A 26,243-nucleotide genomic window follows, 5' to 3' on the forward strand; every position below is an offset into this window, starting at 1 on the left:
AGCTGGTGTGGGTTCGGTGGGCGCGTACAGCGCCGCGCCGCCCGGCCGTGGGGGGCGACGGGCCGGGACGACGGGACCGGGGCGGCCGGCCGGCCGCGCGGCTAGTCGGCGGCCCGCACGACCATGGCGGAGTTGAAGCCGCCGCTGCCGCGGGCCAGGACCAGGGCGGTGCGCACCTCGGCCTTGCGCGGCTGGCCGAGGACCAGGTCCAGCGGGTAGTCCGGGCACGGCTGGACGTGCACGGTCGGGGGGATCACCCCGTCGCGGATCGAGAAGAACGCGGCGGCCAGGTCCAGCGGCGAGGCGCCCGAGTACAGGCGGCCCGTCATGGTCTTGGGCACCGTCACCGGGACCGCGCGCGGCCCGAAGACGGCGCTGATCGCCTCGGCCTCGATCCGGTCCAGGGACGGGTCCCCGGCGCCGTCGGCGAAGACCACGTCCACGTCGCCGGCGGTCACCCCGGCGTCGGTCAGCGCGATCTGGATCGCCTTGCGCAGGCCCGGCTCGCGGCCGCTGCCCGGCCTGGGGTCGATCGTCGCGCCGTAGCCGGCGATCTCGCCGTAGATGTGCGCGCCGCGGGCGCGGGCCGCGTCGGCGTCCTCGGCGATGAGGATCGCGCCGCCCTCGCCGGGCACGTAGCCGCAGGCCTCGCGGTCGAAGGGCAGGTAGGCGCGGGTGGGCTCGTCGCTGGTGCTGAGCTTGCCCGTGGACAGCTGCGCCACCCAGCCCCAGGTGCAGACCGAGGCGTCGATGCCGCCGGTGACGATCAGCGAGGTGCCCTTGCGGATCTGGCGCCGGGCCTGGGCGACCGCGTCGAGGCCGCCGGCACCCTCGCTGACGACGACGCCGGAGGGGCCCTTCATCCCGTTGCGGATCGAGATCTGGCCGCTGTTGACCGCGTAGAACCAGGCGAAGGACTGGTACGCGGAGACGTACTGGCTGCCGCGGGCCCACAGGCTCTGCAGCTCGCCCTGGCCGAACTCGAAGCCGCCGGCCGCGGACGCCGTGATGACGCCCATGTCGAACTCGGGCTGCTCCTTGGGGTCGACGCCCGCGTCGGCCAGCGCCCAGTCCGTGGCGACCAGCGCGAGCCGGGTGACCCGGTCGGTCTGCGGCAGCAGGCGGCTGGGCAGGTGGTCCTCGGCGGTGAAGCCGGGAACCTCGCCCGCCAGCTTGGCCGGGTAGCCGGCCGGGTCGAAGCGGGTGATCCGGCCGATGCCGTTCTTCCCGCCGAGGGTCGCGTTCCAGTAGTCCTCGGCACCGAGCCCGTTGGGGGAGGCGATGCCCAGGCCGGTGACCACCACCGACGTGGTCATACGAGGCTCCTTTCGGGGCTGGCCAGCACCATGGCGCTCTGGAAGCCGCCGAATCCGCTGCCGACCGTGAGGACCGCGTCGACGAGCTGGTCGCGCGCGGTCACGGGGACGTAGTCGAGGTCGCACTCGGGGTCGGGCGTGGTGAGGTTGGCCGTCGGGGGCACGACGTCGTACTCCATGGCCAGCGCCGACGCGGCGATCTCGATGGAGCCGATGGCGCCGAGCGAGTGCCCGACCATCGACTTGATGGAGCTGACCGGCGTGCGGTACGCGTGGTCGCCGAGGCTGCGCTTGAACGCGGCGGTCTCGTGGCGGTCGTTCTGCTTGGTGCCCGAGCCGTGCGCGTTGATGTAGTCGATGGCCTCGGGGTTCAGCCGGGCCTCGGCGAGCGCGAGGTTGATCGCCTCGGACATCTCGACGCCGTCGGGCCGCAGGCCCGTCATGTGGTACGCGTTCGAGCGGGTGGCGTAGCCGGCGATCTCCGCGTAGATGTGGGCGCCGCGCTTCTTGGCGCTCTCCAGCTCCTCCAGGACGAAGAAGGCGGTGCCCTCGCCCAGGACGAAGCCGTTGCGGGTGCCGTCGAAGGGCCGCGAGGCGCGCTCGGGCTCGTCGAACCGCGGGGTGGTCGCCTTGATGGCGTCGAAGCAGGCCATGGTGATCGGCGAGATCGGCGCGTCGGACGAACCGGCGATCACGACGTCCGCGGTGCCCTCGCGCACCAGCTCGATGGCGTAGCCCACCGAGTCGATGCCGGAGGTGCAGCCGGTGGAGACCACGGTGGAGGGGCCCTCGGCACCGACGGCCCAGGCGACCTCGGCCGCGAAGGAGCTCGGCACCATGTAGTCGTACAGGTGCGGCACCGCGTACGCGTGGTCGACCAGGTCGAGCCGGCCGCCGTCGGAGACGACCCGGTACTCCTGGTCGAGGCCCATCGTGGCGCCGACGGCGCTGCCGACGGTGACGCCGATGCGGTGCGGGTCGTACCCGCCGAGGTCGATGCCGCTGTCGGCGACCGCACCGCGCGAGGCGACGACCGCGAACTGCGCGGCCCGGTCCAGGCGGCGCACCTCCTGCGGGGTCAGGCCGTGCGCGTGCGGGTCGAAGTCGACCTCTGCGGCCACCCGGGAGCGGAACTGGGCCGGATCGAAGAAGGTGATCCCGCGAGTGGCCGTACGGCCCTCGCTCAGCAGGCTCCAGAAGTTCTCCTTGCCGACGCCGCCGGGCGCGATCACCTCGATTCCGGTGATGACTACGCGTCGCCGGTTCACGCCTTCGCCTCCCAGTTGTAGAAGCGCTGCGCCATGGCGTCGGCCGGCGAGCGCCAGGTCTTGGGGTCGTAGGCCTCGATGAAGGGCTTGAGGTCCTCGCTGATCTGCATGAAGCGCGAGTCGGACTTCGCCTGCTCGATCAGCTCGCCCCCGTTGTCCTCGTCGAAGTCCTGGAGGTGGAAGTACAGGCCCCGGTAGGAGAACAGCTGGCGGCGGCGCGTCCCCATCCGGTGAGGCATGTCCGTCTCATCGAAGTCGGAGAACAGCTTGGCCACATCGGTGGCGGATGCCGCTGCCATCCGGGCGACAATCAGCGTGCTGTGCATAGGGTGTAGCTCCTCAGCGGTTGCGTGGGAGGGGATCGCGGTCAGGCCGAGGCCCAGACATTCCGTGGCCGAAATTGCATTCGCCAGCCATCTCGACGGTCCCGCATGCCGGTAGGGCCGTGCCCGGAGGATTCTCGAATTCCACCGGAGCGGCACGGCGCGGGCGCGTGCGCGGGACGCCCGGCTCCCGAAGCGGGGAGCCGGGCGTCCGGGGGCATGTGCGGGCAGCGGCGTCGTGCGGGCGGGCGCGCCGTGGTCGGCGCGCCGGATCACTCGCCGGCAGCGCGGGTGTGGACGACCTTGTAGGTGTTGGTGCTCGGGGCGCCGTCGATCACGGCGCGGAGCCGGCCCACGGCGGCCTTGCGGGCCTCGGAGTGCTGCTCCGGGTCCTGGTCGCGGAAGGCCTCGAAGGCCTCCTTGCTGGCCCACTGCGAGTAGGTGACGACGAAGGCGCCGTCGAGGCCGCGGGCCCGCAGGCCCTTGAGCACGATGTTCGAGCGGAAGCCCGCGAAGTCCTTGATGAACTCCTGGCCGGCGCCCAGGGCGTCGATGGCCTCGTCCTGCCCGTCGGCCTTGACCGAGAAGACGGTGATGGAGGTGTAGTCATCGAGGTGCGGGCCGACCTCGACCTTGCCGCCGAGCTCGTCGGAGGTCAGCACGTACGCGACCTCGTTCTGGAGGAGCCGGATCGAGGTGGTGATCTCGGAGAAGACCGGCATGGTGCGGTGCTTGAACTCCTCGCCCTCGTAGCGCTTCTCCAGGTCCTCGCCACTGCGCCACTGGATGAAGTTCGCGGTGCCCGGCGCGTCGACGCCGGCGTGGACGGTCGAGGACATCCAGCCCTCGTACGTCGCCGCGTTGACGATCTTCGTCATCTCCTCGATCAGCTTGTCCTGGTTCTCGGGCTTGTCGGTCGTGAAGAGGTTGAGGACGGTGAGGTGCTTGTCCTCGACGGAGATGAAAGGCATTCTTCTTCGCTTCCTTTGGAAAGTGGGACGAGACCGGACGGAGCGCGCTTACTTGGCGGGACCGAACCAGTGGGAGAGGGCGTCGGTGAGGCCGTCCGGGCCGGCGCCGAGCGGCGACACCCAGGCCACGTAGCCGTCGGGGCGGACGAGGATGGCGTCCACCGGCGCGGCGCAGTCGGGGTAGTCGACACGGATCACGTCGACGCGGTCGGCCCAGCCGGCGGCCGCCTCGCCCAGGCCGAGGCCGTCACCGAGCTCCAGCACCACGGCCCGCCCCGCCGCCAGCAGCGCGAAGGCGGAGGTCTTCTCCCCGTCGGCGGCCAGCTCGCGGTCGGGCAGGCGACGGCCGAGCAGGGGGTGTTCGCCCGGGACGGTCGCGTGGCGGATGTCGAGGCCGGTGACCATGCCGACCAGGTGGCGGCGGACCGACTCGTGGTTCTCGACCAGCTCGCCGAAGACCTCGCGCAGCGGGGTGATGTCGTCCCCGCCGAGGTAGAGGATGCGCTGGGCGAGCGTGTTGGTCAGGATGCGGGCGCCGACCGGGTGCCGCTCGGCGTGGTAGGTGTCGAGGAGGCCCTCGGGGGCCTGGCCCTTGACGTCCAGGGCCAGCTTCCAGCCGAGGTTGACGGCGTCCTGGATGCCCGCGCTCATGCCCTGCGCGCCGATGGGCAGGTGGATGTGCGCGGCGTCGCCGGCCAGGAAGACCCGGCCGCGCCGGTACTCGGCGGCCTGCCGGGAGTTGTCGGTGGTGGAGCTGACCCACAGCGGGGTGGCGCCGGAGATGTCCTCGCCGGTCAGCCGCTGCCAGGCCTCGACGACCTCGTCGAAGGTGATCGGGCCCTCGGCGGTGCGCAGCGGCTGGGCGCTGTCGAAGTAGATGACGCGGGCGCGGTCCGGTCCCATGGGGATGACCATCACCATGCCGCCGGGGACGCGCTCGCCGCTGAAGCGGGGGCGCAGCGGGATGCCGGCGACGTCGGCGAAGCGCAGCTCGATGGCCGGCTCGGTGCCGGGGAAGTCGATGCCGGCGAGCTTGCGGACGATGCTGCGGGCGCCGTCGGCGCCCACCACGTGCCGGGCGCGCAGGGTCACGGTGCCGTCCGCGGTCGCGCCGGTCACGGTGACGCCGTCGGCGTCCTGCTCCAGGCCGATGACCTCGACGCCGCGGCGGACCTCGGCGCCCAGCTCCCGGGCCCAGCCGCCGAGGATGCCCTCGGTGCGGGCCTGCGGGATGCCGCGGGCGCCGTACGACCCGCCCTCCAGCACCTGGTAGTCGAGCGGCACGCCGCCGAAGTGGCCGACGGGAATGACGCCGACCTCGCCGAAGCGGGATATCAGGCCGCGCTGAGCGAATTCTTCGATCGTACGCGCCGAGAAGCCGAGGGCGCGCGATTCCCGAATGGGCTCCGCGAGCTTGTCAAGGACGACGACGGAGACTCCATTGAGCCTCAGTTCGCCCGCGAGCATGAGTCCGGTGGGACCGGCTCCCACGACAATGACGTCCGTATCAAAGGTGCTCATCTGCCCTCTTCCCACTGGTGAGCGCCCAGTATTGCGAGGGCCCGATCGGGGCGTAAATAGCGATCCCTACAGGCCTTTGAAAAGCAATGACAGAAAAACGTCCGCTACGTCAGATCTTTGTCAGGCGGGGTTGCCCGCACGGGTGCGCGCGGGCGCATTCTCGTGCATGACCTCCACTCACACCCTCGCCGGTTCCGGCACCGGAACCGCTGCGGAGACCGCGGCGGAGTCCCGGGCCCTCGTGGCGTCACTCCTCGACCGCTACCTGCTCTCGCTCGACGAGGAGGAACTCGACGACGCCTGGGCCGCGGAGCTGTTCGCCCCGGACGCCGTCGTCGTCTTCCCGCCGATGAGCCGCCATCAGGGCGCCGAGGGCATGGCGGAGTTCCACCGCACCGCCCTGTCGGCCTTCGCCGCCACCCAGCACCTGGGCTCCCCCGCCCTGGTCGTCCTCGACGGCGACCGGGCGACGCTGAAGGCCAACATGCTGTCCACGCACGTGCACCACCCGCACCACGCCCGCCCGCAGGGCGACCTGCCGCCGCTGTTCGCCACCGGCACGTTCGTCAACGGCGAGGCCCGGCGGACCCCGCAGGGCTGGCGGCTGACGCAGCTGTCCTTCCGGCTGCTGTGGGCGGACGGCTGCCCGCCCCCTAAGGACGCGTGAGCCGCGCCCGGCGGGGCGTTCGGAAGGGGGACGGGACGCGGGTCACGCGTTGAGGCTGAGCACCCGGTCCACCTCGATCTCGATGACCACCCGGCCGGGCGGGTTCGGCGGCGGCGAGTAGTACCGCCCGGCGTACCGCCTGGCTCCCTCGGCCACCCGCGCCGGGTCCGTCACGACGGTGCCGGTGCCCTCGAGCGTGACCCAGGTGAACCCGTGCACCTGGCACAGCGCGACCCGGCTGCCCGGGGCGGCGAGCAGGTTCCTGGCCTTGCGCGAGGACGCCACCGTCATGACGCGGACGAGGCCGGCGGCCGCGTCCCAGGTGAACCGTACGGGCGCCATGTGGAGCGTCCCGTCGGGCCGTACGGTGGTGAGCGCGGCCACGTGCTGGGGGGCGTCGAGAAACGCCTCGACCGAGGCGGACACCTCGGGTCTGCGGCCCTGCTTCGACAGCGACATCGTGCGGGTCGTCCTTTCTCTGAACTCATCGGGGCCGCCGGGTCCCCGGGCCACGGGCGGAAGTCCGCCCGGGCCTCACGGGGAGGACCAGGAGAAGGGCGACCAGGCGGAGGACGGCGGCCGGCCGGACGCGTCGTGCCGGCCGGCCTCCCGTGCCGCCGTGACGGGGCCGGCCCGGTCGGCGGCCCCCGGGCAGACGGCCACGGCAGCCGGCACCGGAGCCGACGGGATCCGGCCCCGGACGACGCACCACGCGGCCCGGCGCAGCCGGGCGGTGGCCACCCGCAGTGCCAGGGCGGCCTGCTCCGCCGACGGGAGGGCCGGGTACGCCCCGCCCGCCGGGTACGCCCCGCCGGCCGGGTACCCGGTCCGGGACTGCCGGTCCGCACCACCCGGGTGCGCCGCGCGGGCCTGGAAGGCCGGGTAGGCCCTGCCCGCCTGGAACGCCGCGTACGCCGGACGGGTCACCCGCCCGCGTCCGGCGCCCTGCCGGGACTGCTCCTGCGGAAGGAAGGCCAGGTGGCCGACGAACACCTCCGCCGGCGGACATGGCTGGGACATCGGCTAGTCGATGCCGCGGACGATGGTGAAGAAGGACGCCGCGTCGTCGTCGAGGTCCTCGCCGGCCAGCCGCAGCGGCGGAGCCGTGCCCACCGGGAGAATCCCGAACTGGGCCAGCTCGATCTCGTCGCGATACTCCTGGGTGTCCATGGGCGGCTCCTTCACGGTGTGTCGCCCCACGGTGTCAAGACCGGCTCGTGACCGGCTCGACAGCGGCTCGCCCCCCGATCGAGTGCAGCCGGGCGCGGGCGGCCGGCTCCGGGCGGCGCCGCACGGCGATCCGCGGCAGCGCCTGGCCGGCGAGCACGGCGAGCACCTCGGCGACGGTGGTCCGCTCGTCGGTGCGCGGCAGCGCGGTCAGCAGCCGCACGCAGTGGCCGACCAGCCGGCGCGCGTCGGCGGCCGAGATCCGGGCCCGGTCGTGCAGCGCGCTCAGGGTCAGCCCGCCGTCGGGCTCGCAGTGCGCGAACAGGGCCACCGGGAACTCGGTGTGCACCCCGCTCGCCCGCGGCGGGTCCACCCGTACGCCGCCCGCGGTGTGCGCCTCCGTCGGCCGGCGCGGCGCGCGCTCGACCGCGACGAGGCTCTCCAGCAGACGCCCGCCGCAGGTGGCGCGGCCGGTCCACTCGTGGATCTGGCCGGCCGAGACCCATTCGTACGCGGCCATGTCGAGGGCGCGGTCCCGCAGCCCGGTCAGCAGCCGCAGGAACCGCTGCCCGGGGTCGACCCGCACCGACATCGGCAGGCAGTTGCGCAGCGGGCCGGGCAGCCGCTCGACGCCGTCCAGGGTGATCCCGCGCCCGGAGACGGTGACGCCGAAGCCGACCTGCGCGGGACCGGACGCGCCCGTGGCGCGGTGGAGCAGCAGCGCCCACACCGCCTGCAGCGCGCTGGAGTCGGGCAGCGCCTGAGCCGCTGCCCAGCGGTGCAGCCGGTCGGCCTCGGCGGGGGTCAGGCGCGCCTCGGCGCGCCCGCAGCCGCTCTCCAGGGTGTCGGGTCCCGGGGCGGCGGGCAGCACGGCGGGGGTCCCGGCCGGCAGGGTCCGGGTCCAGAACTCCCGGGCGACGCCCGGGTCCTGGTGGCTGAGCCACCGCGACCAGTCCCGTACGTCGGGGCGCCGCTCGCCGCCCGGCAGCGCGCCGCCGGCCAGGTACGCCCGGTAGAACTCGTCGATGAGGACGAAGACGCTCCAGGCGTCGAGCAGCCCGTGGTGGAAGGTGAGCAGCACGCGGGTGACGGCCTCGTCCGGGTCCGTTCCGGCGGACGGGCCGGGACCCTCGGCGGACCCGGCGCCGGCCGGTCCGCCCGCGCCGCCGGGCGGCTCTTCCAGCAGCGTGATGCGCAGCGGGCCGGGGCGGCGCAGGTCGAAGCCGCGCAGCCGCTCGCGTTCGACGAGCTCGTCCCAGCCGACGCTGCCGGCCGGGTGGCACACCACCTCGGCGGCGGCCCGCTCGTGCAGGACGACGTGCGGCTCGGGGTCCCAGGCGAAGGCGGCCCGCAGCACCGTCTCGCGGTCGACCACCGACTGCCAGGAGGCCGTGAAGCGCTCCACGTCCAGCGGGCCCCGCCAGCGCCAGGAGACCTGCTCGACGTGCCGGCCGGTGCCGCGGTGCCCGAACGAGTCCAGCAGCAGGTCGTGCTGCTGCCAGGTCACCGGCAGGGCGGGCGGCTCCACGGGCGTACCGGCGCGCGGATCCGGGGAGTCGGCGGCCCCGGCTCCGGCCGCACCACGGCGCTCGCCTCCCTGCTCCGCGCCCGGGCGGCTGGGCATCGCCACGTCCGCCTCCTCAGGCGCTCGTCCCGTACGGGCGGCCGGACGTCGGCCGGGCCCCGGGGAGCACCCGGCCGCGCAGGACGCGGGACTCCCGGGCCCACCGTGGCGCACCCCGCTGCCGGGCCGCTGACCGGCCGCTGACGCGGCTAGGACGGCGCCGCAGAACCGCTGGGGACCCGCCCGAGTCAGCTCCCGTTGAGGCTCATCGCCGACAGGAAGCCCTGGTCGAGCATGGTGCCCACGGACGTGTCGTCCGCGGTGCCCAGTCCCGCGTCGTGGCAGGCGGTGCTCACCAGGTAGCGGCCCATCACCTCGTGCGTGGCGAACCCCCACTCGCCCCGGGTGGCGGCGCTGCCGTCCGGGGCGTGCAGCTTCAGGCCCTGCCCGAAGCCGAACTCCTTGAACCCGAGCCGCAGTCCCTGCCCCAGCGCCTTGGTGTACGCCTCCTTCAGCGTCCACAGCCGCAGCGCGTGCGGCACCCGCTGCTCCTCCGGCAGCTCCGCGATCTCCGCCGCCTCGGTGGCGGTCAGGATCTGCGCCTCCAGCAGGTCCAGCCGGACCGTGCGCCCGGCCGGCTCCACGTCCACCCCGATCCGGCCGGTGCGGCTGAGCCCCACGGCCATCAGGTCCCCGGTGTGCGACAGGCTCAGCTCGATCTGGTCGAAGCCGCGCAGGTACGGGCGCCCGCCGAGCCGGTAGGCCAGGTCCAGGTGCTCCGGCTCGATCCCGAGGGCCGCCCCGGCCGTGCACTTGATGAGCAGCCGGGCGGCGGCGAAGCGGTAGCGGACGGCGGGGTCGGGGGTGCGGCGGTAGCGGTCCCAGTCCGAGCCCAGCAGCTCGCGCAGCCGGGGAGCCGTCAGGACGCTCGGCAGCCATTCGGTCCACGTCGTGTACACCAGCGCGTTGCCGAGCTCCGCCAGGGTGTCCTGCACTCCGTGCCACGGCCCGTCCGGCCGTGGCACGTGCACCGGTACGGCACACGTCACCTGGTTCATCCGTCGCCTCCCATCTCATGACGGCCGCCCCGTCCCGCGGCAGCGGCCGTCGTCGGGCCGAGGCGCTCGTCCGACGCCCCGGCGGCCCCGCATGGCGGGGCACGTCCGTGCGCGGCGGCAGTGCGGAGCGGGCGGGGCCCGGGGCCGGCCGGTGCCGGCCGGCCCCGGGCCCCGCGTTCCGTCAGCCCGCGAGCCGCGTCCCGTACAGGTCCAGGCTGCGATGCTGCCGGCAGCGGTCCAACGCCTCGCCCAGCACCTCCTCGACGACCCCACCGGGCAGGTCCGCGACCGGGATGCCCAGCCGGCGGCCGATGCGGCTGAGGGCGAGCACCGCCCAGGCCGGCTCCCCGAGGAACGGGTCGCCCGCCCCTGCCTGCCCCTCCCAGACCCCCAGCACCGCGGCGGCGGAGAGCACCAGCGCGTACCGGTCGGCCAGGGCACAGGCCTGCGGTTCGAAGTCGCCGCTGATCGCGGCGCACCGGGCGCGCAGCACCCGCAGCTCCGCCACGAAGGCCCGCGCGAGCTCGGCCAGTGCCGCCAGCGGCCCCTGTCCGGTACGCCCCTCCAGGCGGCCCGCGACCCCCACCAGCGTGGCGGTGAGCAGGTCGTCCGTACCGGAGTGGGCCAGCCGCCGGTGGTCGAACGGGGGCAGCGGAGCGCCGGGCCGGAACAGTTCGGCGGGCGGCTCCTGGGTGCGGAACCAGGCACTGCGGGCCAGGGCCGGCAGCTGCGGCACGATCACCGCCTGGCAGACGGCGGTGCCCGCGTGCCCGAGTCCGGCCACCGGCAGGTCGCGCACGAGCTTCTGGAAACCGCCGTACAGCGGGCCACGGTCGTAGCCGCGGCCGCCGAGCACGGTGGCCAGCTCCTCCAGGTCCTCGCGCAGCAGGTCCGGCATGGTGTACTTCACGGCCGCGCCCAGCAGGTACGACTGCTCGGGCATCAGGCTCATCGCCCGCATCCCGGTGACCGCCATGGCGTCGCAGGCCAGCAGGTCGGCGAAGACCCCGGCGAGCACCTTCTGCCAGCGGCGGGAGGGCCGCCCGTCCGGCCGGTTCTCGGTGGCCGCGCGCACCGCCGACCGCAGCACGCTGTCGACGCCCGCGAGGACGGTGCCGGGGATCAGGCAGTGGCTGGTCTGGAAGCTGCGCAGGGCCAGCGACACCCCGTCGCCGACCGCGCCGACCAGCGCCTCGTCCGGCAGTGCCACGCCGTCGAGTTCGAGGCCGGAGAAGTGCGCCCCGCGCATGCCGGGCATCTCCACCCGGCCGAGCCGGCGCACCTCGCCCTCGGCCGGCGCGCCGGGGCCGAGCACCAGCACGGAGTGGCTGCGGGGCCCGTCCTCGCGCGAGGTGCGTGCGTACATGACGAAGGCGTCGGCGCGGTGGGCGTTGATGACCACGTCCTTGCGTCCGCCTACCAGCCACCCGCCGCCGGGGCGCCGGTCGGCACCCATCTCGTTGCGCAGGATCGCGTTGGCGTGCGCCACCTCGCGGTGCACGATCGTCACGCGGCCGCCGCCGAGGAGCACGTCGGCCAGGGAGCGCCGCTGCGCCTCGTCCCCGGCGGTCCACACCGAGGAGGCCGCGAACAGGGACGTCATGCCGAAGCCGTAGCCCAGGGACAGGTCGCGGCGGAACAGCGGCCGCAGGACGCGGGCCAGTTCCTCCAGGCCGGCGAGGCGGCCGCCGAGGTCCAGAGGTACGAACTCGGCCGCCGTCCCGGCCTCGGAGAGCAGCGCCTCGGTGGCCTCGGGCATCTCGCGGGCCTCGTCGGCGCGGAGCAGGGCGAGGTGCCCGTGCGGGTTCGCGGGGTCGAACGGGTCGCCGAGCGCGGCCTCCAGCCGGGCCGCCCGCAGCGGCTCGGTGGCGCGCAGCGGCTCGGCGGCCCCCAGCGGCTCCGCGGCCCGCGGCGATTCCGCGGCCGCCGGAAGGGTGTCCTGTGCGGGGGCGTGGGTGTCCCGCACAGGGGCTTGGTCGGTACCGGCCGCGCTCACAGGACGCGGACCGCACCGAGGGCGTACTGCGTGGCGTACCGCAGTACGGAGAGGCCGGCCTGGCCGAGCGCGTCGCGCAGGTGGTGGCCGGCGGCGACGGCGTCGGTGCCCTCGCCGAGCACCCGCTCGATGCTGTCCTCGTCGAGCAGCACGTGGTGGCGGGCCGTCAGGTTCACGCCCGTCGCGTCGGGCTCGATGGACCACTCGCCGGAGTGCGCGGTGAGCAGCGGCGAGGTGCGGGTCTGCTTGTAGACGATGCGCTGGGCGCCGGGGAAGCAGATGCGCACGGACTCGGTGTTGTGCGTGCCGCCGTCGATGGACATGCTGCCCATGGACATCAGCTGCACGCCCGGCTCGTCCTCGACCAGGTCGAGGCGGGTGACGTGGGGCAGTTCGGCGGGCCAGTCGTCGGCCTGGTACAGGAAGTCGAAGATCAGCTCGGCGGGCGCGTTGACGTGGATGGTGTCCTCGAAGGACCACACGAGGTCGTCCAGCCGGGTCCAGCGCCGGGCGATCTCGGCCAGCCGGTCGAGCTGGGAGCTGCTGTTGGCGGCCGTGACGTCCTCGATCCAGGCGACGTCGGCGGGCGCGTCTCCTTCGACGGTGAAGAAGTGCTCCAGGGTCACCCGCGAGCGGTCGCCGGCGAGCGGCTCCACGGTCCACACCCCGTTCATGGACCGGGCGGGGGCGGCGGGCACGTCCATGGTGAACTCCACGCGCAGCCGCTGCACGTCCAGACGGCGGCTGGAGACCCAGGACTTGACGGTGTCGCCCGCCGTGGCCCACATGCGCAGCCGCTCCCGCGTCCCGTCGAAGTCGAGCTGCTCGACGTGGACACAGGGCGGGAAGAACAGCGGCCACCGTGTGGCGTCTGCGATCAGCCCGTACAGCACACCGGCCGGGGCCTCCGCAGTCACTTCGTGGACCGTGCGGTGCACTCGCGCATCCGACATCTTCCACACCCTCCTCGTTCGGTACTCCAGCCGGCTCGGACCGCCGCGTGCGGGCGGGGTCGTGGCCGTGCCGGTCGGGCTCCGGCCCTCGGCCGGCACGGATCCACCTGTCTTGGTGTCCCTCACACCGTGACGCCCCTCTGCCGCGCGTCGAGGCCCACGGCAGGCAGTGCCGGGATCCGCCTCGGCTTGGCGGGCATGTCAACGACCCTGTCCGGAACCGCTCGTGGACCGACGGTGCCCGGCTCGAACCCGCCTGGAGCCCCACTGGAGCGGGCGGGTCGGAAGGGTCCCGCCCGGCCCGGGGCTTGAGCGTTCCTCCAGCCGGACCTCCGAGACTCGTCCCGCGGGCAGCTCGGGCGGCGTCACCCTGACGGGCGCCTCCGCCGGAGCCCCGGAGCCGGCCCTGGTCTGGCCGTGCCCGCCGCCCCGGCCGCCCACCCGGGCCTCCCCCGTCCCGGTGGGCGGCACCGGGCGTCACCGGCCGCGCCCCGGCCGGCCGCTCGACGGGGCGCTCAGCTGCCCGTCAGGGCCGGCGGGCCGGTCCGGCGCGGCCGCCGACCCCGTGGGCCCGTACCCGCCTCCGGCCCCGCTCCAGCCGTCCTGGGCAGGACCTCCAGCACCCGGGCGGACCGTGGCCGCACGCGGCTCGTCGCGGCACCACGGCCGACGGCCCGGCGGCCGTCCCCCTGATTTCCGGCGCGTCAGAGCCGTCTCCCGGCGCCCGTCCGCATCCCCGTGCGCCGCGCCGCCCCGCCGGCCGGCGGACGACCACAGAAGGTGAGTGCCATGAACCCGTTCGGCATCGTCCGCGCCCTGTGGGACGGGTTCGTCGTCCTCGGGCTCCTGCACGCCGTCGGCGAGAGGGGGCCGGAGGGCTGCCTGGACCGGGACCCCGTGTACGACGCCCCGCCGCCCGGCCACCCCGAGCGGCTGTGCCCCGAAGTGCCGTTCAGCGTCGTGGAACTCCGGCTGCTGCGCCAGCTGCGGCACGCTCCCGGGGCGGGCGGCTGAGCCGGCAGGCGGCTGGGCGGCGGCCGGCTGGGCGGCGGGCGGCTCAGCCGGCAGGCGGAAGCCCCGCCCGTCAGGCCCCCACGGCCCGCACCACGGCGGCGGAGTTGAACCCGCCCCGTCCCCGCGCGAGCACCAGCGCCGTACGCAGCCCGGGCAACGCCCGCGGGGCCCCGGTCACCAGGTCCAGCCCGTAGTCGGCGGCGGCCCGTACGGTCCCGGTCGTCGGCGGCACGACGCCCTCGCGCAGCGCGAACAGCGCAGCCGCCACGTCGAGCGAAGAACCGCCCGCCCCCAGCCGCCCGGTCATCGACTTCGGCGCCGTCACGGGCACCCCGTACGGACCGAACAGCGCGGCCAGCGCCGCCGCCTCGGCCCGGTCGGCGGCCCGCTCGCCGGCCGCGTCCGCGAACACGACGTCCACCTCGTGCGGCGCCACCCCCGCGTCGGCGAGCGCGAGCTCGGCCGCCTCCCGCAGCCGCGGCAGGTCCGGTCCGCCGTCGAAGGTGGCGGCGCAGCCGGCCACCACCCCGTATCCGGTCGCCCCGCGCGCCGCGGCGGCGGCCGCGTCCTCCAGGACCAGCAGCGCCCCGCCTTCGCCCACCACATGGCCGCCCGCGGCCGCGTCGAAGGGCAGGTAGGCGCGCTCCGGGTCGGCTGCCGTGGTCATCAGGCCGTCCGCCAGATGGGCAGCCCAGCCCCACGGGCACAGGGCCGAGTCGACCCCGCCGGCCACCATCAGGCTCACGCCCTTGCGGATCTCCCGGCGGGCCCGGGCGATGGCGTCGATGCCGCCGGCCTGCTCGCTGACGACCGCCGTGCCCGGGCCGCGCAGCGTGTGCCGGATGGAGATCTGGGCCGTGTTGGCGGCGTGGAAGCAGGCGAAGGACTGGTACGCGCTCACGTACTTCGCGCCCTTGCCCCACAGCGCCTCCAGCCCGCGCTGCCCGAACTCGGTGCCGCCGGTGGCACTCGCGGTGATGACGCCCGCACCGTAGCCGGGCAGGGCGGCCGGGTCGGCGCCGGAGTCCTCCAGCGCCTCCTTCGCCGCGACCAGCCCCAGGCGGGTGACCCGGTCGGTGGAGGGCAGCAGCCGGCTGGGGATGTGGTCCTCGTCGACGAACCCGGCGATCTCGCCCGCGATCCGCACCGGATAGCCGGAGGCGTCGAACCGGCCGATCGGGCGGATGCCGGTGGTCCCCGCCAGCAGTGCGCGCCACCACGCCCCGGTGCCGAGCCCGTTGGGGGCGACCACGCCGATGCCGGTGACGACCACCTCGGCGGCCGGCCGTCCGCCGGCCGCGCCGGCCCGCTCCAGCTCCTCGGTGCCCGGCCCGCCCGCGCCCCGCGGACCGGGCGGACCGTTAACGCCGTTAACGCCGCTGCCACCCCACACGCCGCTCCCGCCCCTCACGCCGCCTCCTTCAGCCGCGGCCTGGTCAGCACCGTCGCCGTGTGGAAGCCTCCGAAGCCGCTGGCCACGCTCAGCACCGTGCTGGTGCGGTGCTCGCGCGCGAACAGCGGCGTGTAGTCCAGGTCGCAGGTCGGGTCCGGCTCCCGCAGGTTCGCCGTCGGCGGCACCGTACTGTGCTGGATGGCCAGCACGCTGGCCACCACGTCCAGGGCGCCCGCCGCCCCCAGGGCGTGTCCGATCATCGACTTGATGGAGCTGACCGGGACCCGCCGGGCGTGGTCGCCGAGCCCGCGCTTGAAGGCGTGCGTCTCGTGCCGGTCGTTGTGCCGCGTGCCCGCGCCGTGCGCGTTGACGTAGTCCACGTCCACCGGGTTCAGGCGCGCCTCGTCGAGCGCCGCCCGGATGGCGTCGGCCATCTCCTCACCGCCCGGCCGCAGCCCCGTCATGTGGTGGGCGCTGCTGTACGAGGCGAAGCCGGACAGCTCCGCGTACACCCGGGCCCCCCTCCGCCGGGCGTGCTCGAGCTCCTCCAGCACCACCACCGCGGCGCCCTCGCCGAGTACGAAGCCGTCCCGCGTCCGGTCGAAGGGCCGGCAGGCGGTCGCCGGGTCCTCCTTGCGCGGGCTGGTGAGCCTGATCCGGTCGAAGCAGGCCATGACGATCGGGGAGATCGGCGCCTCCGCCCCGCCCGCGACCATCACGTCCGCACTGCCCTCGCGGATCAGCTCGGCGGCGTGGCCGATGGCGTCCAGGCCCGAGGTGCAGCCGCTGGAGACCGCGCCCACCGGTCCCTGCGCGCCGCTGTCCCGTGCCACCACCGCCGCGAGCGAGCTGGGCACGAGGTAGTCGTAGAGGTGCTCGGCGGCCTTGGAGTGGTCCACCGTCCAGGTCGCGCCGAAGTCGCTGAGCATGGCGTACTGGGTGGCCAGTCCCGTGGTGCAGCCGGCCGCGCTGCCCAGGCTCACCCCGGTGCGCAGCGGGTTCCCGGTCGCCAGGACGTCGGCCAGGCCGCTGTCGGCCACCGCCTCACGGGCGCTGACCAGCGCGAACTGTGCGGCGCGGTCCAGGCGCTCGGTGTCGGCGAGGGTGAAGCCGTGCCGGGCGGCGTCGAAGTCCACCTCGGCGGCCACCTGCGAGCGGTGGCCGGAGGCGTCGAAGAGGGTGACGCCGCGGGTCGCCGTACGCCCGGACGTGAGCAGCGACCAGAAGTCCCCGGTGCCGATGGCGCCGGGAGCCACCACGCCCACACCGGTGATGACGACGCGCTTCACCGGACACCGCACGCGGCGCGGACCGCGACCGGCCGGGCAGCCCCGGGCGCACCCGGTCCGGACGTTGCAGGTCCGGAGGTTGCGGGTCCGGACGTGCCGGGCTCGGGAGCACCCGGCTCGGGAGCATCCGGTTCCGGACTGCCGGGCCCGAGGGCCGCGTGCTCGCGGCAGGCGGCCCCGATCAGAGCGGGCAGCGCGTCGTCCCCGGCGAAGAAGTGGTCGCCGACCAGGGTGCGCACCGTGATGGGGCCGGTCGTCCACTGCCGCCACTCCTGCAGGGCGTTGGGGACGGCCAGCGGGTCGTCGCTGCCGGCGAAGACGAGCAGGGGCACGTTCACGGGTCCTCCGGTAGCGGGGTCCATCGCCGCCTGCCGGAGGGCCTTGGCCAGCCGCAGGTCGTCGCGCAGGACGGGCAGGACGGAGCGGTGCCACATCCCGCCGGGCCGGGCGGCGGCCCCCTTCGGCAGCGAGCCGAGGTCTCCGAGGAGCGGCAGCAGCTGCTCGTCGGGGGCTTCCGCCGCACTCATCAGCGCGGCCGTCGCGTGCGGCGGCAGGCAGGCTCCGACCGCGAGGAACAGGGGCGGCGGCGCCCCCGCGTCGGCCAGGGCGCGGGTCAGGGTGTAGGCGACGAGCGCGCCCAGGCTGTGGCCGTACAGCGCGTACGGGCCGGCCTGGGCAGCCTCCAGCAGCGGGCCGAGCAGATCGGCCAGGAGGCCGGAGCGATCGGTGACGCGCGGTTCGCGCCGGCGGTTGCCCCGGCCCGGCAGCAGCACGGCCGCCACATCCACCGCGGGGCCGGCCGCGACGGGCCAGCGGCGGTAGCTGGCCACGCCCGCGCCCGCGTGCGCGAGGCAGTGGAGCCGAACACGCGGCTCCACCGCCTCGTCGACCCTCGTCAGGGAAGTCATGCGTCGCCCTCCTCCGGGAAGCTGTTCCGGCGCGCCGCCGGACGGCGCACCGGATGCGCCCCGAGTCTCGCCAGCCCGGCTGGAGCGGGACTCGACTCTTGCCGGGTATGGCGCGCCCGGCCGGTGCTCCGTACGGAACGCCGGCCGGCACGCCGACGGCCGGCGCTCGGACGGCCGGCACTCCGACGGCCGGCATTAGGGCGGCCGGCACTCCGTACGGCTCCTCGGCCGGCCGTCGGATCAGGCCGCGTACAGGTCGAAGGTGGAGGTGTGGCGCGGCCCGGCGACCACGTCCAGGCGCGGGTCGACCGTGAGCATCGCCTGGTGGAGCCGCTGGAGCTGCGGCGACGGCTCGACGCCGAGCTCGTCTATCAGCCGCTGGCGCAGCCGGCGGTAGACGTCGAGGGCCGACGCCTGCCGGCCGGACCGGTAGAGCGCGACCATCGCCTGCGAGTGCAGCCCCTCGTGCTGGGGGTGGCGGGCGATCAGGTCGGTGAGCTCGGCAATCAGTTCGACGTGCCGGCCCAGGCGCAGGTCCGCGTCGATCCTGCGCTCGCGCGTCACCAGCCGGCTCTCCTCCAGGCGCATGACCTCGATGTCGAGGATCGGGCCCACGCGCACGTCGACGAGCGCGGGCCCCTCCCACAGGTCGAGGGCCTCGCGCAGGCACTTGGAGGAGTGCCCGTCCTCCCCGTTCTCGAAGGCCTGCTGGCCCTCGGCCACCAGGCGCTCGTACGCGTGCACGTCGACGGATTCGGCCGGTACCTGGAGCATGTAGCCGCCGTAGCGGGTGGCCAGCACGTCCTTGGCGGAGCCCGGGACGTCCGGGCCCATCGCGGTGCCCAGGCGGCGCCGCAGTTGAAGGATGTACGTCTGGAGCGTGGTCAGCGCGCTCTGGGGCAGGTCGGCGCCCCAGATCTCCTCCATCAGGGTGGGCACGGGCACGACCCGGCCCGGGTAGAGGGCGAGCAGCGCCAGGATCTGGCGGGGCTTGCCGGCAGTCGGGACGATGGAAACCCCATTGACTTCCGCATCCAATGGACCCAGAACTTTAATCTTCATGATTCCCCTCCCAGCCTTGTCAGGCCGCCATCGCTCTCTGACCGGTTGTGAACCTTTCGATACAGTCGCATTCCGGCCTTTTCTGTCATTGGCTGGACCCAAGGCCAGGGGCACCATATCTTTCGACAACCCGCCCCCCTGCGATGGTCGAGCCCGGCTCTAGCCCTTCTCCAAGAAATGCCGAGATGCGCCGACGCCGGACTGCTGACGCGGCACTGACAAAGCGCTGACAAACGCTCCGTGAACAGCCGTGGCCTTTCCCGGCGCCTTCCCGCGCACGGCGCGCGCTGTTAGTTTTCCGGCCATGGCGACCGACACGACGGCACGTTGCGCGGACCCGCTGACCCGCTTGCTCATCGGCCCGGGAGTCACCGCGGGGCTGACGGACCTGCCGGGGCTGCCCGGCCCACAGGTACTGCTGGGCATGCTGGGAACCAGTCACTGCCGAGGGGTCCAGGTGGGCTTCCCCGACCTGACGGCGGAACAATTCCGCCCGCGCGCCCCGGGCCGGCCCGCGGGGGCCTGAAAACACCTCGAGAAACCATCCACGATTCCCGGCACAGACGGCACGCACAGGGCATCGCACAGCGAAAGCGCCTACGCTCCGACGAGATGGGGAGCACCCGCGGCTATTCCGAGGGGAATACCGGCGGCAGACTCCCGGCGGCAAACCTCTCAAGCCTTCCTGTGCGAGGATGAGATGAAGTTTCGGATCCTGGGGCCCGTACAGGTCTTCGACGAACGCACCGGCGTCCTGATCGTGCCGGCGGGAGCCAAACAGCGCGCGCTGCTCAGCGCGCTCGTCGTGAAGGCGGGCCAGGTCGTCTCCGCAGACCGGCTCGTGGACGAGCTGTGGAGCGAGCACCCGCCCGCCAACGCCGCCAACGCCCTCCAGGCCCACGTGGCGCGGCTGCGCCGGCTGCTGCCCGTCCCGGCCCCCGGCTCCGCGGAGCCGCACCACGAGTGGCTGGCGACCAGCCCGCTCGGCTACGTGCTGCGGCTGGGGGACGCGGGTACCGACGCCCGGCAGTTCCACCGGCTCGCCGCCGAGGGCCGCGAGCTCGCCCGTACCGACCCCGGCCGCTCGGCCGACGTACTGCGCCGGGCCCTGGGGCTGTGGCGCGGCCCCGCCCTGCAGGGCAGCGGCCGCGGCACCATCTGCTCCGTCGAGGCCTCGCTGCTGGAGGAGAGCCGGCTCGTCGCCCTGGAGTCGCTGTACGACGCCTGCCTGCGGGCCGGCCGGGCCGGCGAGATCACGGGCGAGCTGGAGGAGCTCACCGCCGCCCACCCGCTGCGCGAGCGCTTCTACGAGCTGCTGATGACCGCCCTGTACCGGTGCGGCCGCCAGGCGGAGGCGCTGCGGGTGTACGACCGTGCACGCCGCCGGCTCGTCCACGACCTGGGGGTCGAGCCGGGCCCGGTCCTGCGCGACCGCATGGAGGCGATCCTGCACCACCAGGACCCCTCGGCGGCCCTGCCCGTCGGCTCCGTGGCCGCACGTCCGGTACGGGCGCCCGCACCGGAGGACGGGCCGAACGTGCGCCTGCTGCACGCGGAACTCGCCAGCCTGCGCAGCCACGTCGAGCGCCTCACCCGCGAACAGCAGGACCTGGTGTGCCGCCTGGAGGCGCTCACCGCGGCGCGTGCGGCCGGCGCCTGACGTTCCCCGCCCGGCGGCACGGGACCGCCCGGAAACGCCGGAGCTCTTCCCCCGGCCCGCGTTGCGCAGGCCGGGGGAAGAGCTCCAGGGGTGGTACGGCGCCCCGCGCCGTAAGGCGGGGCGGCCACCGCACCGGTCCGTCCCCGCAGGTCTCACGGCCCGCTCACCGCGCCACGAGCCGCCCTCCGGCGGCTCCGGCAGCCCCGGCGGCCGCGGTCGGCGACACCGTCTCGGGGTGCGCCGTGAGGATGAAGCGCTGCAGCCGGCTCAGCGCCGCCGAGGGCTCAAGCCCCAGCTCCGACACGAGCGTCGTGCGCAGCCGCTGGTAGACGTTGAGCGCCTCGCCGCGCCGCCCGGAGCGGTGCAGTGCCAGCATGAACTGGCCGTGCAGGCTCTCGTGCATCCGGTACTGGTTGACCAGGACCGTGAGCTCCGACAGCAGCTCGCGGTGCCGGCCCAGCCGGAGGTCGGCCTCGATGCGCTGGTCGAGCGCGCACAGCCGGGCCTCCTCCAGGCGCTGGACCTCCATCTGGATCTGGCTGCCGACCTGGACGTCGGTGAGCGCGGGCCCGGTCCACAGCGACAGGGCGTCCGTCAGCCAGCGCGAGGCGCCCTGGTGGTCGTCGGCGTCCATCGCGCGGTAGCCGGTGCCGGCCCGGCGCTCGAACTCCCGGTAGTCCACGGTCCCGCCGCGGGACTCCAGCCGATAGCCGCCCGGGAGGGTGGCCAGGATGTCCTTGGCCGTGCAGCGCTCGTTCTCGTCGCGGGCGAGCGCCTCGCCGAGCAGCTCGCGGAGCTGGAGCACGTACGTCTGCAGCGTCGTACGGGCGCTGCGCGGCGGGTTCTTGCCCCACAGCTCCTCGATCAGCGTCGCCACCGAGACCACCTGGTCGGCGTGGAGCGCGAGCAGGGCCAGGACCTGACGCGGCTTCGGGGCGGTCGGCGTGACGGACAGCCCGTTCTCGGTGACGGACAGCGCTCCGAGCAGGTTGATGTCCACGTACTTCCCCCAAAGATCACTTGGTGGCCGGTGGCCGGCCCGCCGCGTTCGGCGCGTTACCCGTCCCGCGATGGCCGCTCTGCCGGGGCCCGGTCGCCATAGCACGACCCGACTCCCTGATAAAAAAACAGCATAGTCGGTTTGTCAATCCCAGCGCGAGGCCGGAAGGTGCGTTGCCCCTACACACAAAACCCCGAGACCCGCGCAGCACGCGGATCTCGGGGTACTCCCAACACCCCCTGTGAGCAGGGATCTTGAGAACCGGGAGGCTCCTCCAGGGGAATCACCGGCGAGGCAGAAGCAAAGAGACCGTCCGGTCTCCAGTAGGGCCCTGACGGCCCCTGAGGGTTCCTCAAGGCCCGTCAAGGGCCTCGATGGGCCTCGCGGGGCCGCTTCAGGGCTCAGGCGCCGCCCTTGGCGTCCAGGTTCACGAGCAGCTCCGGCGTCGCCAGCGTCATCAGCAGCAGTTCCCAGAACTGCGTGATCGTGCGGGGGGCCAGCCAGGCCGCGTCCCGGGCACCGAGCACCTCGAAGCCCACCGTCGCCCCCACCACCGCCGCCACGATCCCCTCCAGCTCGGCGCCGGAACGCAGTTCGCCCGCCACGCCGGCCTCCCGGACGAGGCCCTCGACCCACCGCTGCCAGCGGGTGCGCGGATCGGCCGCCGACGCCCAGGCCGTGTCGCCGCAGAGCACGAACCCGGCCCGCAGCACCACGTCCGACGTCAGCCCGCGCGCCAGCGCGTGCGTGACGTCGACGAGGTGCTGCAGCCGGCTCCCCGCGCCCGGCGGCTCCTCACCGAGCAGCGCTTCCAGCCTCGCCAGCGCAGCCGCCTCGACGGCCTCCGCCAAGGCCGTCTTGCTGGCGAAGTGGAAGTGCAACGCACCGTTGCTCACCCCGGCCCGCGTACTGATCTCGGCCAGCGACGCGACCGCGAAGCCGTCCCGGTCGACGACCTCTGCCGCGGACCTGACCAGGGCTTCCCGGGTGCGCAAGGCGCGTTCCTGTCGTGCCATCGAGTGCTCCGTTACTGCGGGGGATTGCCGTGCTTGCGGGACGGGACGTCCGCGTGCTTGTTGCGGAGCATCGCGAGGGCGCTGACGAGGACCTCGCGGGTCTCGGCGGGGTCGATGACGTCGTCGACGAGGCCGCGCTCGGCCGCGTAGTACGGGTGCATCAGTTCGGCCTTGTACTCCTTGACCATCTGCGCCCGGGTGGCCTCGGGGTCGTCCGCCTCCGCGATCTGCTTGCGGAAGATGACGTTGGCCGCGCCCTCGGCGCCCATGACGGCGATCTCGTTGGTGGGCCAGGCGTAGGTCAGGTCGGCGCCGATGGACTGGGAGTCCATGACGATGTACGCGCCTCCGTAGGCCTTGCGCAGGATCAGCGAGATCCGCGGCACGGTGGCGTTGCAGTACGCGTACAGCAGCTTCGCGCCGTGCCGGATGATCCCGCCGTGCTCCTGGTCGACGCCCGGCAGGAAGCCGGGCACGTCCAGCAGCGTGATGATCGGGATGTTGAAGGCATCGCACATCTGGACGAAGCGCGCGGCCTTCTCCGAGGCCTCGATGTCCAGCACACCCGCCAGCGACTGCGGCTGGTTCGCGACGATGCCCACGACCTGGCCGTTCAGCCGGCCCAGCGCACAGATGATGTTGCGCGCCCAGCGCTCGTGGACCTCCAGGTACTCCCCGTCGTCCAGGATCTCCTCGATCACCCTGGCCATGTCGTACGGGCGGTTGCCGTCGGCCGGGACCAGGTCGAGGAGCACCTCGGAGCGGCGGTCCTGCGGGTCGGTGCAGGGCACACAGGGCGGGTACTCGCGGTTGTTCTGCGGCAGCATCGAGAGGAGGTAGCGGACCTCGGCGATGCAGGTCTCCTCGTCGTCGTACGCGAAGTGCGCGACGCCCGAGGTGCCCGCGTGGACGTCCGCGCCGCCCAGTCCGTTCTGCGTGATCTCCTCGCCGGTCACCGCGCGGACCACGTCGGGACCCGTGATGAACATCTGCGACGTGTCCCGGACCATGAAGACGAAGTCGGTCAGAGCCGGGGAGTACGCGGCACCGCCGGCGCACGGGCCGAGCATGACCGAGATCTGCGGGATGACGCCCGAGGCCCGGGTGTTGCGCTGGAAGATGCCGCCGTAACCGGCGAGCGCCGAGACGCCCTCCTGGATACGCGCACCCGCGCCGTCGTTGAGGGAGACCAGCGGGGCACCGGCCGCGATGGCCATGTCCATGATCTTGTGGATCTTCGTCGCATGGGCCTCGCCCAGCGCACCGCCGAAGATCCGGAAGTCGTGCGCGTAGACGAAGACCGTCCGCCCCTCCACCGTGCCCCACCCGGTGATCACACCGTCCGTGTACGGCCTCTTGTCCTCCAGGCCGAAGCCGGTCGCCCGGTGCCGGCGCAGCTGCTCGACCTCCCTGAAGGAACCCGCGTCGAGCAGCAGCTCGATGCGCTCACGGGCGGTCAGCTTGCCCTTGGCGTGCTGCGCCTCGGTCGCGCGCTCGCTCGGGCCGCCGACCGCCTGTGCACGGACCGCGTGCAGCTCGGCCACACGCCCGTGAGCGTCCGCCGCCTCCACAGAGGCCCGAGGACTGTCAATCGCTACTGTCACGACACGTCCCTCCCTCTCAAGGTGCGGCCCGATCGAAAGCCCACCATAACAAACCGCTTGGACGGTTTACCTGGTGTGGGCTTTGGCGCGCACACGAATCAGCCATCAGATGAACCAGGCGCGTCTAACGCCAGCTGTACGGAGAGCGGTAGACCGCGGTGGACCGCTCGGGCTGCCACAGCGGGGCCTCGGGCGATTCCTCCTCGCCCTCCGCTCCCGCCTGCGCGAGCACCGAGCACAGCACGACAGTGACCGCGGCCAGCTCTTCTTCGCTGGCCGACCCGCGCACGATCCGGAGCGCGGGCTTCTCGGGGTCCGACTCGACCATTCCCCCTCCTCAAGCCTCAGGACACGGTCGGTCACCCGGCTAAAGGACCGCTCTTGCCCTGCTTGAGATCCGGCTGGAACCGCCTTGCTCCGCCGCACCCTCAAGGGACCTGCCGGACATCCCGTCCCTGCAGGTGGCGGCGTTGCCGCGGGGCCGGCGGCGGCGTGTGGTCCGCGCACTCACCCCTGCGCCCTCGGCGGCGGGATCGTCGCGTCCGCCGTGCGGGCTGTGGGCAGTGGTGTGTGCGCAGAGCGCGCCGGCACGGTGGTCGGGTCCCTTCGCGGGACCGACGGTCAGCGGGTGGTCCAGCCGCCGTCCACCGAGAGGGTCGCGCCGACGACGAAGGAGGCGCGGTCGCTGCAGAGCCAGGCGGCGGCTTCGGCGATCTCCTCCGGCGCCGCGATGCGGGGCAGGGGCGCGGAGTCCAGCAGCACCTGCTCCATCTCGGGATGCTGCTTGAGCCAGTCGTCGATCATCTCGCTGCGCGTGGAACCGGGGGCGATGGCGTTCACCCGGATGCCGTGGGGGGCGTACTCGGCGGCCGCGGCCTTGGTCAGTCCGATCACCGCGTGCTTGGAGGCGATGTACGCGGAGGTGACCGGGGTGGCCACCAGTCCCCCGGTGCTGCTGTTGTTGACGATGGTGCCGCCCTTGCCGAGCATCACGCGCAGCTCCTGGCGCATGCAGTTCCACACGCCCCGGACGTTGGTGTCCATCACGGAGTCGTAGACGTCCTCGTCGAGGAGGTGCATGGGCCTGGGCTCGGCGCCGACGCCCGCGTTGTTGAAGGCGGCGTCGAGTCCGCCGTACGCCTCGACCGCCGCGTCGACGGCGCGGGCCACGTCCTCGACGCGGGTCACGTCGCCGACCACGTACTGGGCGCGGTGACCGGAGCCGGTCAGCTCCTCGGTGAGGAGGACGAGTTCACGCTCACGGCGGGCGAGCAGGGTGACCGCCGCCCCTTCCCGGCAGAACACACGGGCGGCGGCCGCGCCGATCCCCGCGCTTGCGCCCGTGATCAGCACGGACTTCCCCTCGAGCAACTGTCCACCGGCGGTCATGGTGTATGAACATAGCACCGCACATCTCGTACTCATTTCCTAAAAGGTGTAGGGAAGGCCGGAGTTGGCTCCCCAGCGGATCCTCGTCACCGGAGGCACCGGCTTCGTCGGCTCCCACGTCCTGCCCCTGCTCCTCGCGGCCGCGCGGGAACCGCACTCCGGCACGGACGGACCACCCCGCCTGCGGCTGCTCACCCACCGGAGACGGACGCCGGACGGGTGCCGGGGGACGAACGGTCACGTCGAGACGGTCACCGGCGATCTGAGCGACCCGGCCTCGTTGCGGGGGGTCTGCGAAGGCGTCACCACGGTGCTCCACCTCGCGGCGCGCATCGGCGGGGACGAGGCGGAGTGCCGGGCGGTGAACACGGAGGGCACCCGCGCGCTGCTCGCGGAGGCCCGTGCGGCCGGCGTGCACCGCGTCGTACAGCTGGGCACGGCCGCGGTGTACGCGGACGGCGCGCACCGGGGCGCGGCCGAGGGGGAACTGGCCGAGGCGCCGGTCTCGGCGACCAGCGTGACACGGCTGGCCGGGGAGCGCCTGGTACTGGCGGCCGGCGGGACGGTGCTGCGGCCGCACCTGGTGTACGGCAGGGGGGACACCTGGATGATCCCCGCCCTGGTGGGGCTGATGTGCCGGCTGCCGTACTGGGTGGACGGGGGCAGCGCGCGGCTGTCGATGATCTCGGCGCCGGCGCTGGCCGGGGCACTGGCCGAGCTGGCGCTCCGGCCGGAGCTGACGGACCGGCTGGCGGGGCAGGTGCTGCACGCGAGCCATCCGGAGCCGGTGCGGGCCAGGGAGCTGGTGGAGACGGTGGCGCGGGAGCTCGGGCTGCAGGCGCCCGGGGGCGACCTGACGGGCGATCAGGCGCTGGAGCTGCTGGGGGCGGCGGACGACCCCGGCGTGCGGCGCAGGCTCTCGCTGCTGACCGTGGACCACTGGTACGACAGCAGTCGGCTGTGGGGGCTGCTGGAGGCGGGACCGGGACCGGGATTCACGACGGCGTTCGCGGCCGCCGCGGCGTGGTACGCGGACATCGGGGCAGGCCGGCAGGCCCTGCCTTCGCCTTCGCTGTCCGCTTCTCCCGCCTGAGGCAGGTCGGC

25 protein-coding genes are annotated in these 26,243 nt (G+C 73.9%); 4 read left to right on the forward strand and 21 right to left on the reverse strand.

Annotated features, from left to right (window positions below; all coding sequences use genetic code 11):
- Positions 1-101: 101 nt before the first annotated feature.
- The 5 genes from ACIQUQ_RS32305 to ACIQUQ_RS32325 form a co-directional block, all read right to left on the reverse strand.
- Positions 102-1,316, reverse strand: a complete 1,215-nt coding sequence (locus tag ACIQUQ_RS32305) for a ketosynthase chain-length factor (protein WP_403983176.1) — start codon at positions 1,314-1,316, stop codon at positions 102-104.
- On the reverse strand, positions 1,313-2,584 hold the full coding sequence (locus ACIQUQ_RS32310) for a beta-ketoacyl-[acyl-carrier-protein] synthase family protein (protein WP_403983178.1): 1,272 nt from the start codon (positions 2,582-2,584) through the stop codon (positions 1,313-1,315). The genes ACIQUQ_RS32305 and ACIQUQ_RS32310 overlap by 4 nt, the downstream gene beginning before the upstream one ends.
- Positions 2,581-2,910, reverse strand: coding sequence for a TcmI family type II polyketide cyclase (locus tag ACIQUQ_RS32315; RefSeq protein ID WP_403983180.1), 330 nt, complete (start codon positions 2,908-2,910; stop codon positions 2,581-2,583). The genes ACIQUQ_RS32310 and ACIQUQ_RS32315 overlap by 4 nt, the downstream gene beginning before the upstream one ends.
- A 269-nt stretch (positions 2,911-3,179) precedes the next feature.
- A complete protein-coding gene (locus tag ACIQUQ_RS32320) occupies positions 3,180-3,878 on the reverse strand; it encodes an antibiotic biosynthesis monooxygenase family protein (protein ID WP_403983182.1) in 699 nt (232 codons plus the stop codon).
- 48 nt (positions 3,879-3,926) lie between these two features.
- Positions 3,927-5,399 carry an FAD-dependent monooxygenase gene (locus tag ACIQUQ_RS32325; protein WP_403983185.1) on the reverse strand — a complete coding sequence of 491 codons (1,473 nt, stop codon included), beginning with the start codon at positions 5,397-5,399 and terminating at the stop codon, positions 3,927-3,929.
- Between the two features lie 166 nt (positions 5,400-5,565).
- Here ACIQUQ_RS32325 and ACIQUQ_RS32330 point away from each other — a divergent pair, with 166 nt between their 5' ends.
- Positions 5,566-6,066, forward strand: a complete 501-nt coding sequence (locus tag ACIQUQ_RS32330) for a nuclear transport factor 2 family protein (protein ID WP_403983187.1) — start codon at positions 5,566-5,568, stop codon at positions 6,064-6,066.
- Between the two features lie 42 nt (positions 6,067-6,108).
- On the opposite strand, the gene ACIQUQ_RS32335 is transcribed toward ACIQUQ_RS32330, so the two are convergent.
- From ACIQUQ_RS32335 to ACIQUQ_RS32365, 7 genes are all read right to left on the reverse strand, one after another.
- Positions 6,109-6,525 carry a pyridoxamine 5'-phosphate oxidase family protein gene (locus tag ACIQUQ_RS32335; RefSeq protein ID WP_403983189.1) on the reverse strand — a complete coding sequence of 139 codons (417 nt, stop codon included), beginning with the start codon at positions 6,523-6,525 and terminating at the stop codon, positions 6,109-6,111.
- A gap of 75 nt (positions 6,526-6,600) precedes the next feature.
- Positions 6,601-7,086 carry a hypothetical protein gene (locus tag ACIQUQ_RS32340; RefSeq protein ID WP_403983191.1) on the reverse strand — a complete coding sequence of 162 codons (486 nt, stop codon included), beginning with the start codon at positions 7,084-7,086 and terminating at the stop codon, positions 6,601-6,603.
- 3 nt (positions 7,087-7,089) lie between these two features.
- Positions 7,090-7,236, reverse strand: coding sequence for a hypothetical protein (locus ACIQUQ_RS32345; protein WP_399954663.1), 147 nt, complete (start codon positions 7,234-7,236; stop codon positions 7,090-7,092).
- 34 nt (positions 7,237-7,270) lie between these two features.
- Positions 7,271-8,857 carry a condensation domain-containing protein gene (locus ACIQUQ_RS32350; RefSeq protein WP_403983268.1) on the reverse strand — a complete coding sequence of 529 codons (1,587 nt, stop codon included), beginning with the start codon at positions 8,855-8,857 and terminating at the stop codon, positions 7,271-7,273.
- A gap of 188 nt (positions 8,858-9,045) precedes the next feature.
- Positions 9,046-9,855 (reverse strand): 4'-phosphopantetheinyl transferase family protein, encoded by an 810-nt coding sequence (locus ACIQUQ_RS32355; RefSeq protein WP_399954660.1) that lies wholly within the window; start codon positions 9,853-9,855, stop codon positions 9,046-9,048.
- A gap of 181 nt (positions 9,856-10,036) precedes the next feature.
- Positions 10,037-11,821, reverse strand: a complete 1,785-nt coding sequence (locus tag ACIQUQ_RS32360) for an acyl-CoA dehydrogenase (protein WP_403983194.1) — start codon at positions 11,819-11,821, stop codon at positions 10,037-10,039.
- Positions 11,822-11,847: 26 nt separating this feature from the next.
- Positions 11,848-12,804, reverse strand: a complete 957-nt coding sequence (locus tag ACIQUQ_RS32365; RefSeq protein WP_403983196.1) for an aromatase/cyclase — start codon at positions 12,802-12,804, stop codon at positions 11,848-11,850.
- A 789-nt stretch (positions 12,805-13,593) separates the two neighbouring features.
- Here ACIQUQ_RS32365 and ACIQUQ_RS32370 point away from each other — a divergent pair.
- Positions 13,594-13,818, forward strand: coding sequence for a DUF6059 family protein (locus ACIQUQ_RS32370; RefSeq protein ID WP_403983198.1), 225 nt, complete (start codon positions 13,594-13,596; stop codon positions 13,816-13,818).
- Positions 13,819-13,888: 70 nt separating this feature from the next.
- On the opposite strand, the gene ACIQUQ_RS32375 is transcribed toward ACIQUQ_RS32370, so the two are convergent.
- The 4 genes from ACIQUQ_RS32375 to ACIQUQ_RS32390 all read right to left on the reverse strand — a co-directional run bounded on the left by ACIQUQ_RS32375 (position 13,889) and on the right by ACIQUQ_RS32390 (position 18,470).
- Positions 13,889-15,133 (reverse strand): beta-ketoacyl synthase N-terminal-like domain-containing protein, encoded by a 1,245-nt coding sequence (locus ACIQUQ_RS32375; RefSeq protein WP_403983271.1) that lies wholly within the window; start codon positions 15,131-15,133, stop codon positions 13,889-13,891.
- A gap of 92 nt (positions 15,134-15,225) precedes the next feature.
- Complete coding sequence (locus ACIQUQ_RS32380; RefSeq protein WP_399954648.1) at positions 15,226-16,500, reverse strand: beta-ketoacyl-[acyl-carrier-protein] synthase family protein; 1,275 nt, start codon at positions 16,498-16,500, stop codon at positions 15,226-15,228.
- The gene (locus ACIQUQ_RS32385) at positions 16,497-17,408 is read right to left on the reverse strand and encodes a thioesterase II family protein (protein WP_403983201.1); all 912 of its coding nucleotides are present in this window, start codon (positions 17,406-17,408) and stop codon (positions 16,497-16,499) included. The genes ACIQUQ_RS32380 and ACIQUQ_RS32385 overlap by 4 nt, the downstream gene beginning before the upstream one ends.
- A 240-nt stretch (positions 17,409-17,648) precedes the next feature.
- Positions 17,649-18,470, reverse strand: a complete 822-nt coding sequence (locus ACIQUQ_RS32390; RefSeq protein ID WP_399954642.1) for a BTAD domain-containing putative transcriptional regulator — start codon at positions 18,468-18,470, stop codon at positions 17,649-17,651.
- A gap of 700 nt (positions 18,471-19,170) precedes the next feature.
- Between ACIQUQ_RS32390 and ACIQUQ_RS32395 the strand changes: the two genes are divergently transcribed.
- Entirely contained in the window at positions 19,171-20,130 is a 960-nt protein-coding gene (locus ACIQUQ_RS32395) for a BTAD domain-containing putative transcriptional regulator (protein WP_403983203.1), read from the forward strand.
- Positions 20,131-20,293: 163 nt separating this feature from the next.
- Here ACIQUQ_RS32395 and ACIQUQ_RS32400 read toward each other — a convergent pair whose 3' ends face one another.
- The 5 genes from ACIQUQ_RS32400 to ACIQUQ_RS32420 all read right to left on the reverse strand — a co-directional run bounded on the left by ACIQUQ_RS32400 (position 20,294) and on the right by ACIQUQ_RS32420 (position 25,139).
- Positions 20,294-21,130 carry a BTAD domain-containing putative transcriptional regulator gene (locus tag ACIQUQ_RS32400; RefSeq protein ID WP_403983206.1) on the reverse strand — a complete coding sequence of 279 codons (837 nt, stop codon included), beginning with the start codon at positions 21,128-21,130 and terminating at the stop codon, positions 20,294-20,296.
- A 401-nt stretch (positions 21,131-21,531) separates the two neighbouring features.
- A complete protein-coding gene (locus ACIQUQ_RS32405; RefSeq protein ID WP_403983208.1) occupies positions 21,532-22,146 on the reverse strand; it encodes a ScbR family autoregulator-binding transcription factor in 615 nt (204 codons plus the stop codon).
- 11 nt (positions 22,147-22,157) lie between these two features.
- On the reverse strand, positions 22,158-23,750 hold the full coding sequence (locus tag ACIQUQ_RS32410; RefSeq protein ID WP_403983211.1) for an acyl-CoA carboxylase subunit beta: 1,593 nt from the start codon (positions 23,748-23,750) through the stop codon (positions 22,158-22,160).
- A 124-nt stretch (positions 23,751-23,874) separates the two neighbouring features.
- Entirely contained in the window at positions 23,875-24,078 is a 204-nt protein-coding gene (locus ACIQUQ_RS32415; RefSeq protein ID WP_403983213.1) for an acyl-CoA carboxylase subunit epsilon, read from the reverse strand.
- Between the two features lie 293 nt (positions 24,079-24,371).
- Positions 24,372-25,139 carry an SDR family NAD(P)-dependent oxidoreductase gene (locus tag ACIQUQ_RS32420; protein WP_403983215.1) on the reverse strand — a complete coding sequence of 256 codons (768 nt, stop codon included), beginning with the start codon at positions 25,137-25,139 and terminating at the stop codon, positions 24,372-24,374.
- Positions 25,140-25,203: 64 nt separating this feature from the next.
- Here ACIQUQ_RS32420 and ACIQUQ_RS32425 point away from each other — a divergent pair, with 64 nt between their 5' ends.
- Positions 25,204-26,232 (forward strand): NAD-dependent epimerase/dehydratase family protein, encoded by a 1,029-nt coding sequence (locus ACIQUQ_RS32425; protein WP_403983217.1) that lies wholly within the window; start codon positions 25,204-25,206, stop codon positions 26,230-26,232.
- Positions 26,233-26,243: the final 11 nt, after the last annotated feature.

The organism is Streptomyces sp. NPDC101118 (assembly GCF_044759445.1).
Lineage (GTDB): Bacteria > Actinomycetota > Actinomycetes > Streptomycetales > Streptomycetaceae > Streptomyces.

Excerpts from the sequence above, each read along its gene's own strand:
- ACIQUQ_RS32305 (WP_403983176.1), bottom strand. The coding sequence starts at position 1,316 with ATGACCACGTCGGTGGTGGTCACCGGCCTGGGCATCGCCTCCCCCAAC.
- ACIQUQ_RS32315 (WP_403983180.1), bottom strand. The coding sequence starts at position 2,910 with ATGCACAGCACGCTGATTGTCGCCCGGATGGCAGCGGCATCCGCCACC.
- ACIQUQ_RS32320 (WP_403983182.1), bottom strand. The coding sequence starts at position 3,878 with ATGCCTTTCATCTCCGTCGAGGACAAGCACCTCACCGTCCTCAACCTC.
- ACIQUQ_RS32325 (WP_403983185.1), bottom strand. The coding sequence starts at position 5,399 with ATGAGCACCTTTGATACGGACGTCATTGTCGTGGGAGCCGGTCCCACC.
- ACIQUQ_RS32330 (WP_403983187.1), top strand. The coding sequence starts at position 5,566 with ATGACCTCCACTCACACCCTCGCCGGTTCCGGCACCGGAACCGCTGCG.
- ACIQUQ_RS32335 (WP_403983189.1), bottom strand. The coding sequence starts at position 6,525 with ATGTCGCTGTCGAAGCAGGGCCGCAGACCCGAGGTGTCCGCCTCGGTC.
- ACIQUQ_RS32340 (WP_403983191.1), bottom strand. The coding sequence starts at position 7,086 with ATGTCCCAGCCATGTCCGCCGGCGGAGGTGTTCGTCGGCCACCTGGCC.
- ACIQUQ_RS32345 (WP_399954663.1), bottom strand. The coding sequence starts at position 7,236 with ATGGACACCCAGGAGTATCGCGACGAGATCGAGCTGGCCCAGTTCGGG.
- ACIQUQ_RS32350 (WP_403983268.1), bottom strand. The coding sequence starts at position 8,857 with ATGCCCAGCCGCCCGGGCGCGGAGCAGGGAGGCGAGCGCCGTGGTGCG.
- ACIQUQ_RS32355 (WP_399954660.1), bottom strand. The coding sequence starts at position 9,855 with ATGAACCAGGTGACGTGTGCCGTACCGGTGCACGTGCCACGGCCGGAC.
- ACIQUQ_RS32365 (WP_403983196.1), bottom strand. The coding sequence starts at position 12,804 with ATGTCGGATGCGCGAGTGCACCGCACGGTCCACGAAGTGACTGCGGAG.
- ACIQUQ_RS32370 (WP_403983198.1), top strand. The coding sequence starts at position 13,594 with ATGAACCCGTTCGGCATCGTCCGCGCCCTGTGGGACGGGTTCGTCGTC.
- ACIQUQ_RS32385 (WP_403983201.1), bottom strand. The coding sequence starts at position 17,408 with ATGACTTCCCTGACGAGGGTCGACGAGGCGGTGGAGCCGCGTGTTCGG.
- ACIQUQ_RS32390 (WP_399954642.1), bottom strand. The coding sequence starts at position 18,470 with ATGAAGATTAAAGTTCTGGGTCCATTGGATGCGGAAGTCAATGGGGTT.
- ACIQUQ_RS32395 (WP_403983203.1), top strand. The coding sequence starts at position 19,171 with ATGAAGTTTCGGATCCTGGGGCCCGTACAGGTCTTCGACGAACGCACC.
- ACIQUQ_RS32405 (WP_403983208.1), bottom strand. The coding sequence starts at position 22,146 with ATGGCACGACAGGAACGCGCCTTGCGCACCCGGGAAGCCCTGGTCAGG.
- ACIQUQ_RS32415 (WP_403983213.1), bottom strand. The coding sequence starts at position 24,078 with ATGGTCGAGTCGGACCCCGAGAAGCCCGCGCTCCGGATCGTGCGCGGG.
- ACIQUQ_RS32420 (WP_403983215.1), bottom strand. The coding sequence starts at position 25,139 with ATGACCGCCGGTGGACAGTTGCTCGAGGGGAAGTCCGTGCTGATCACG.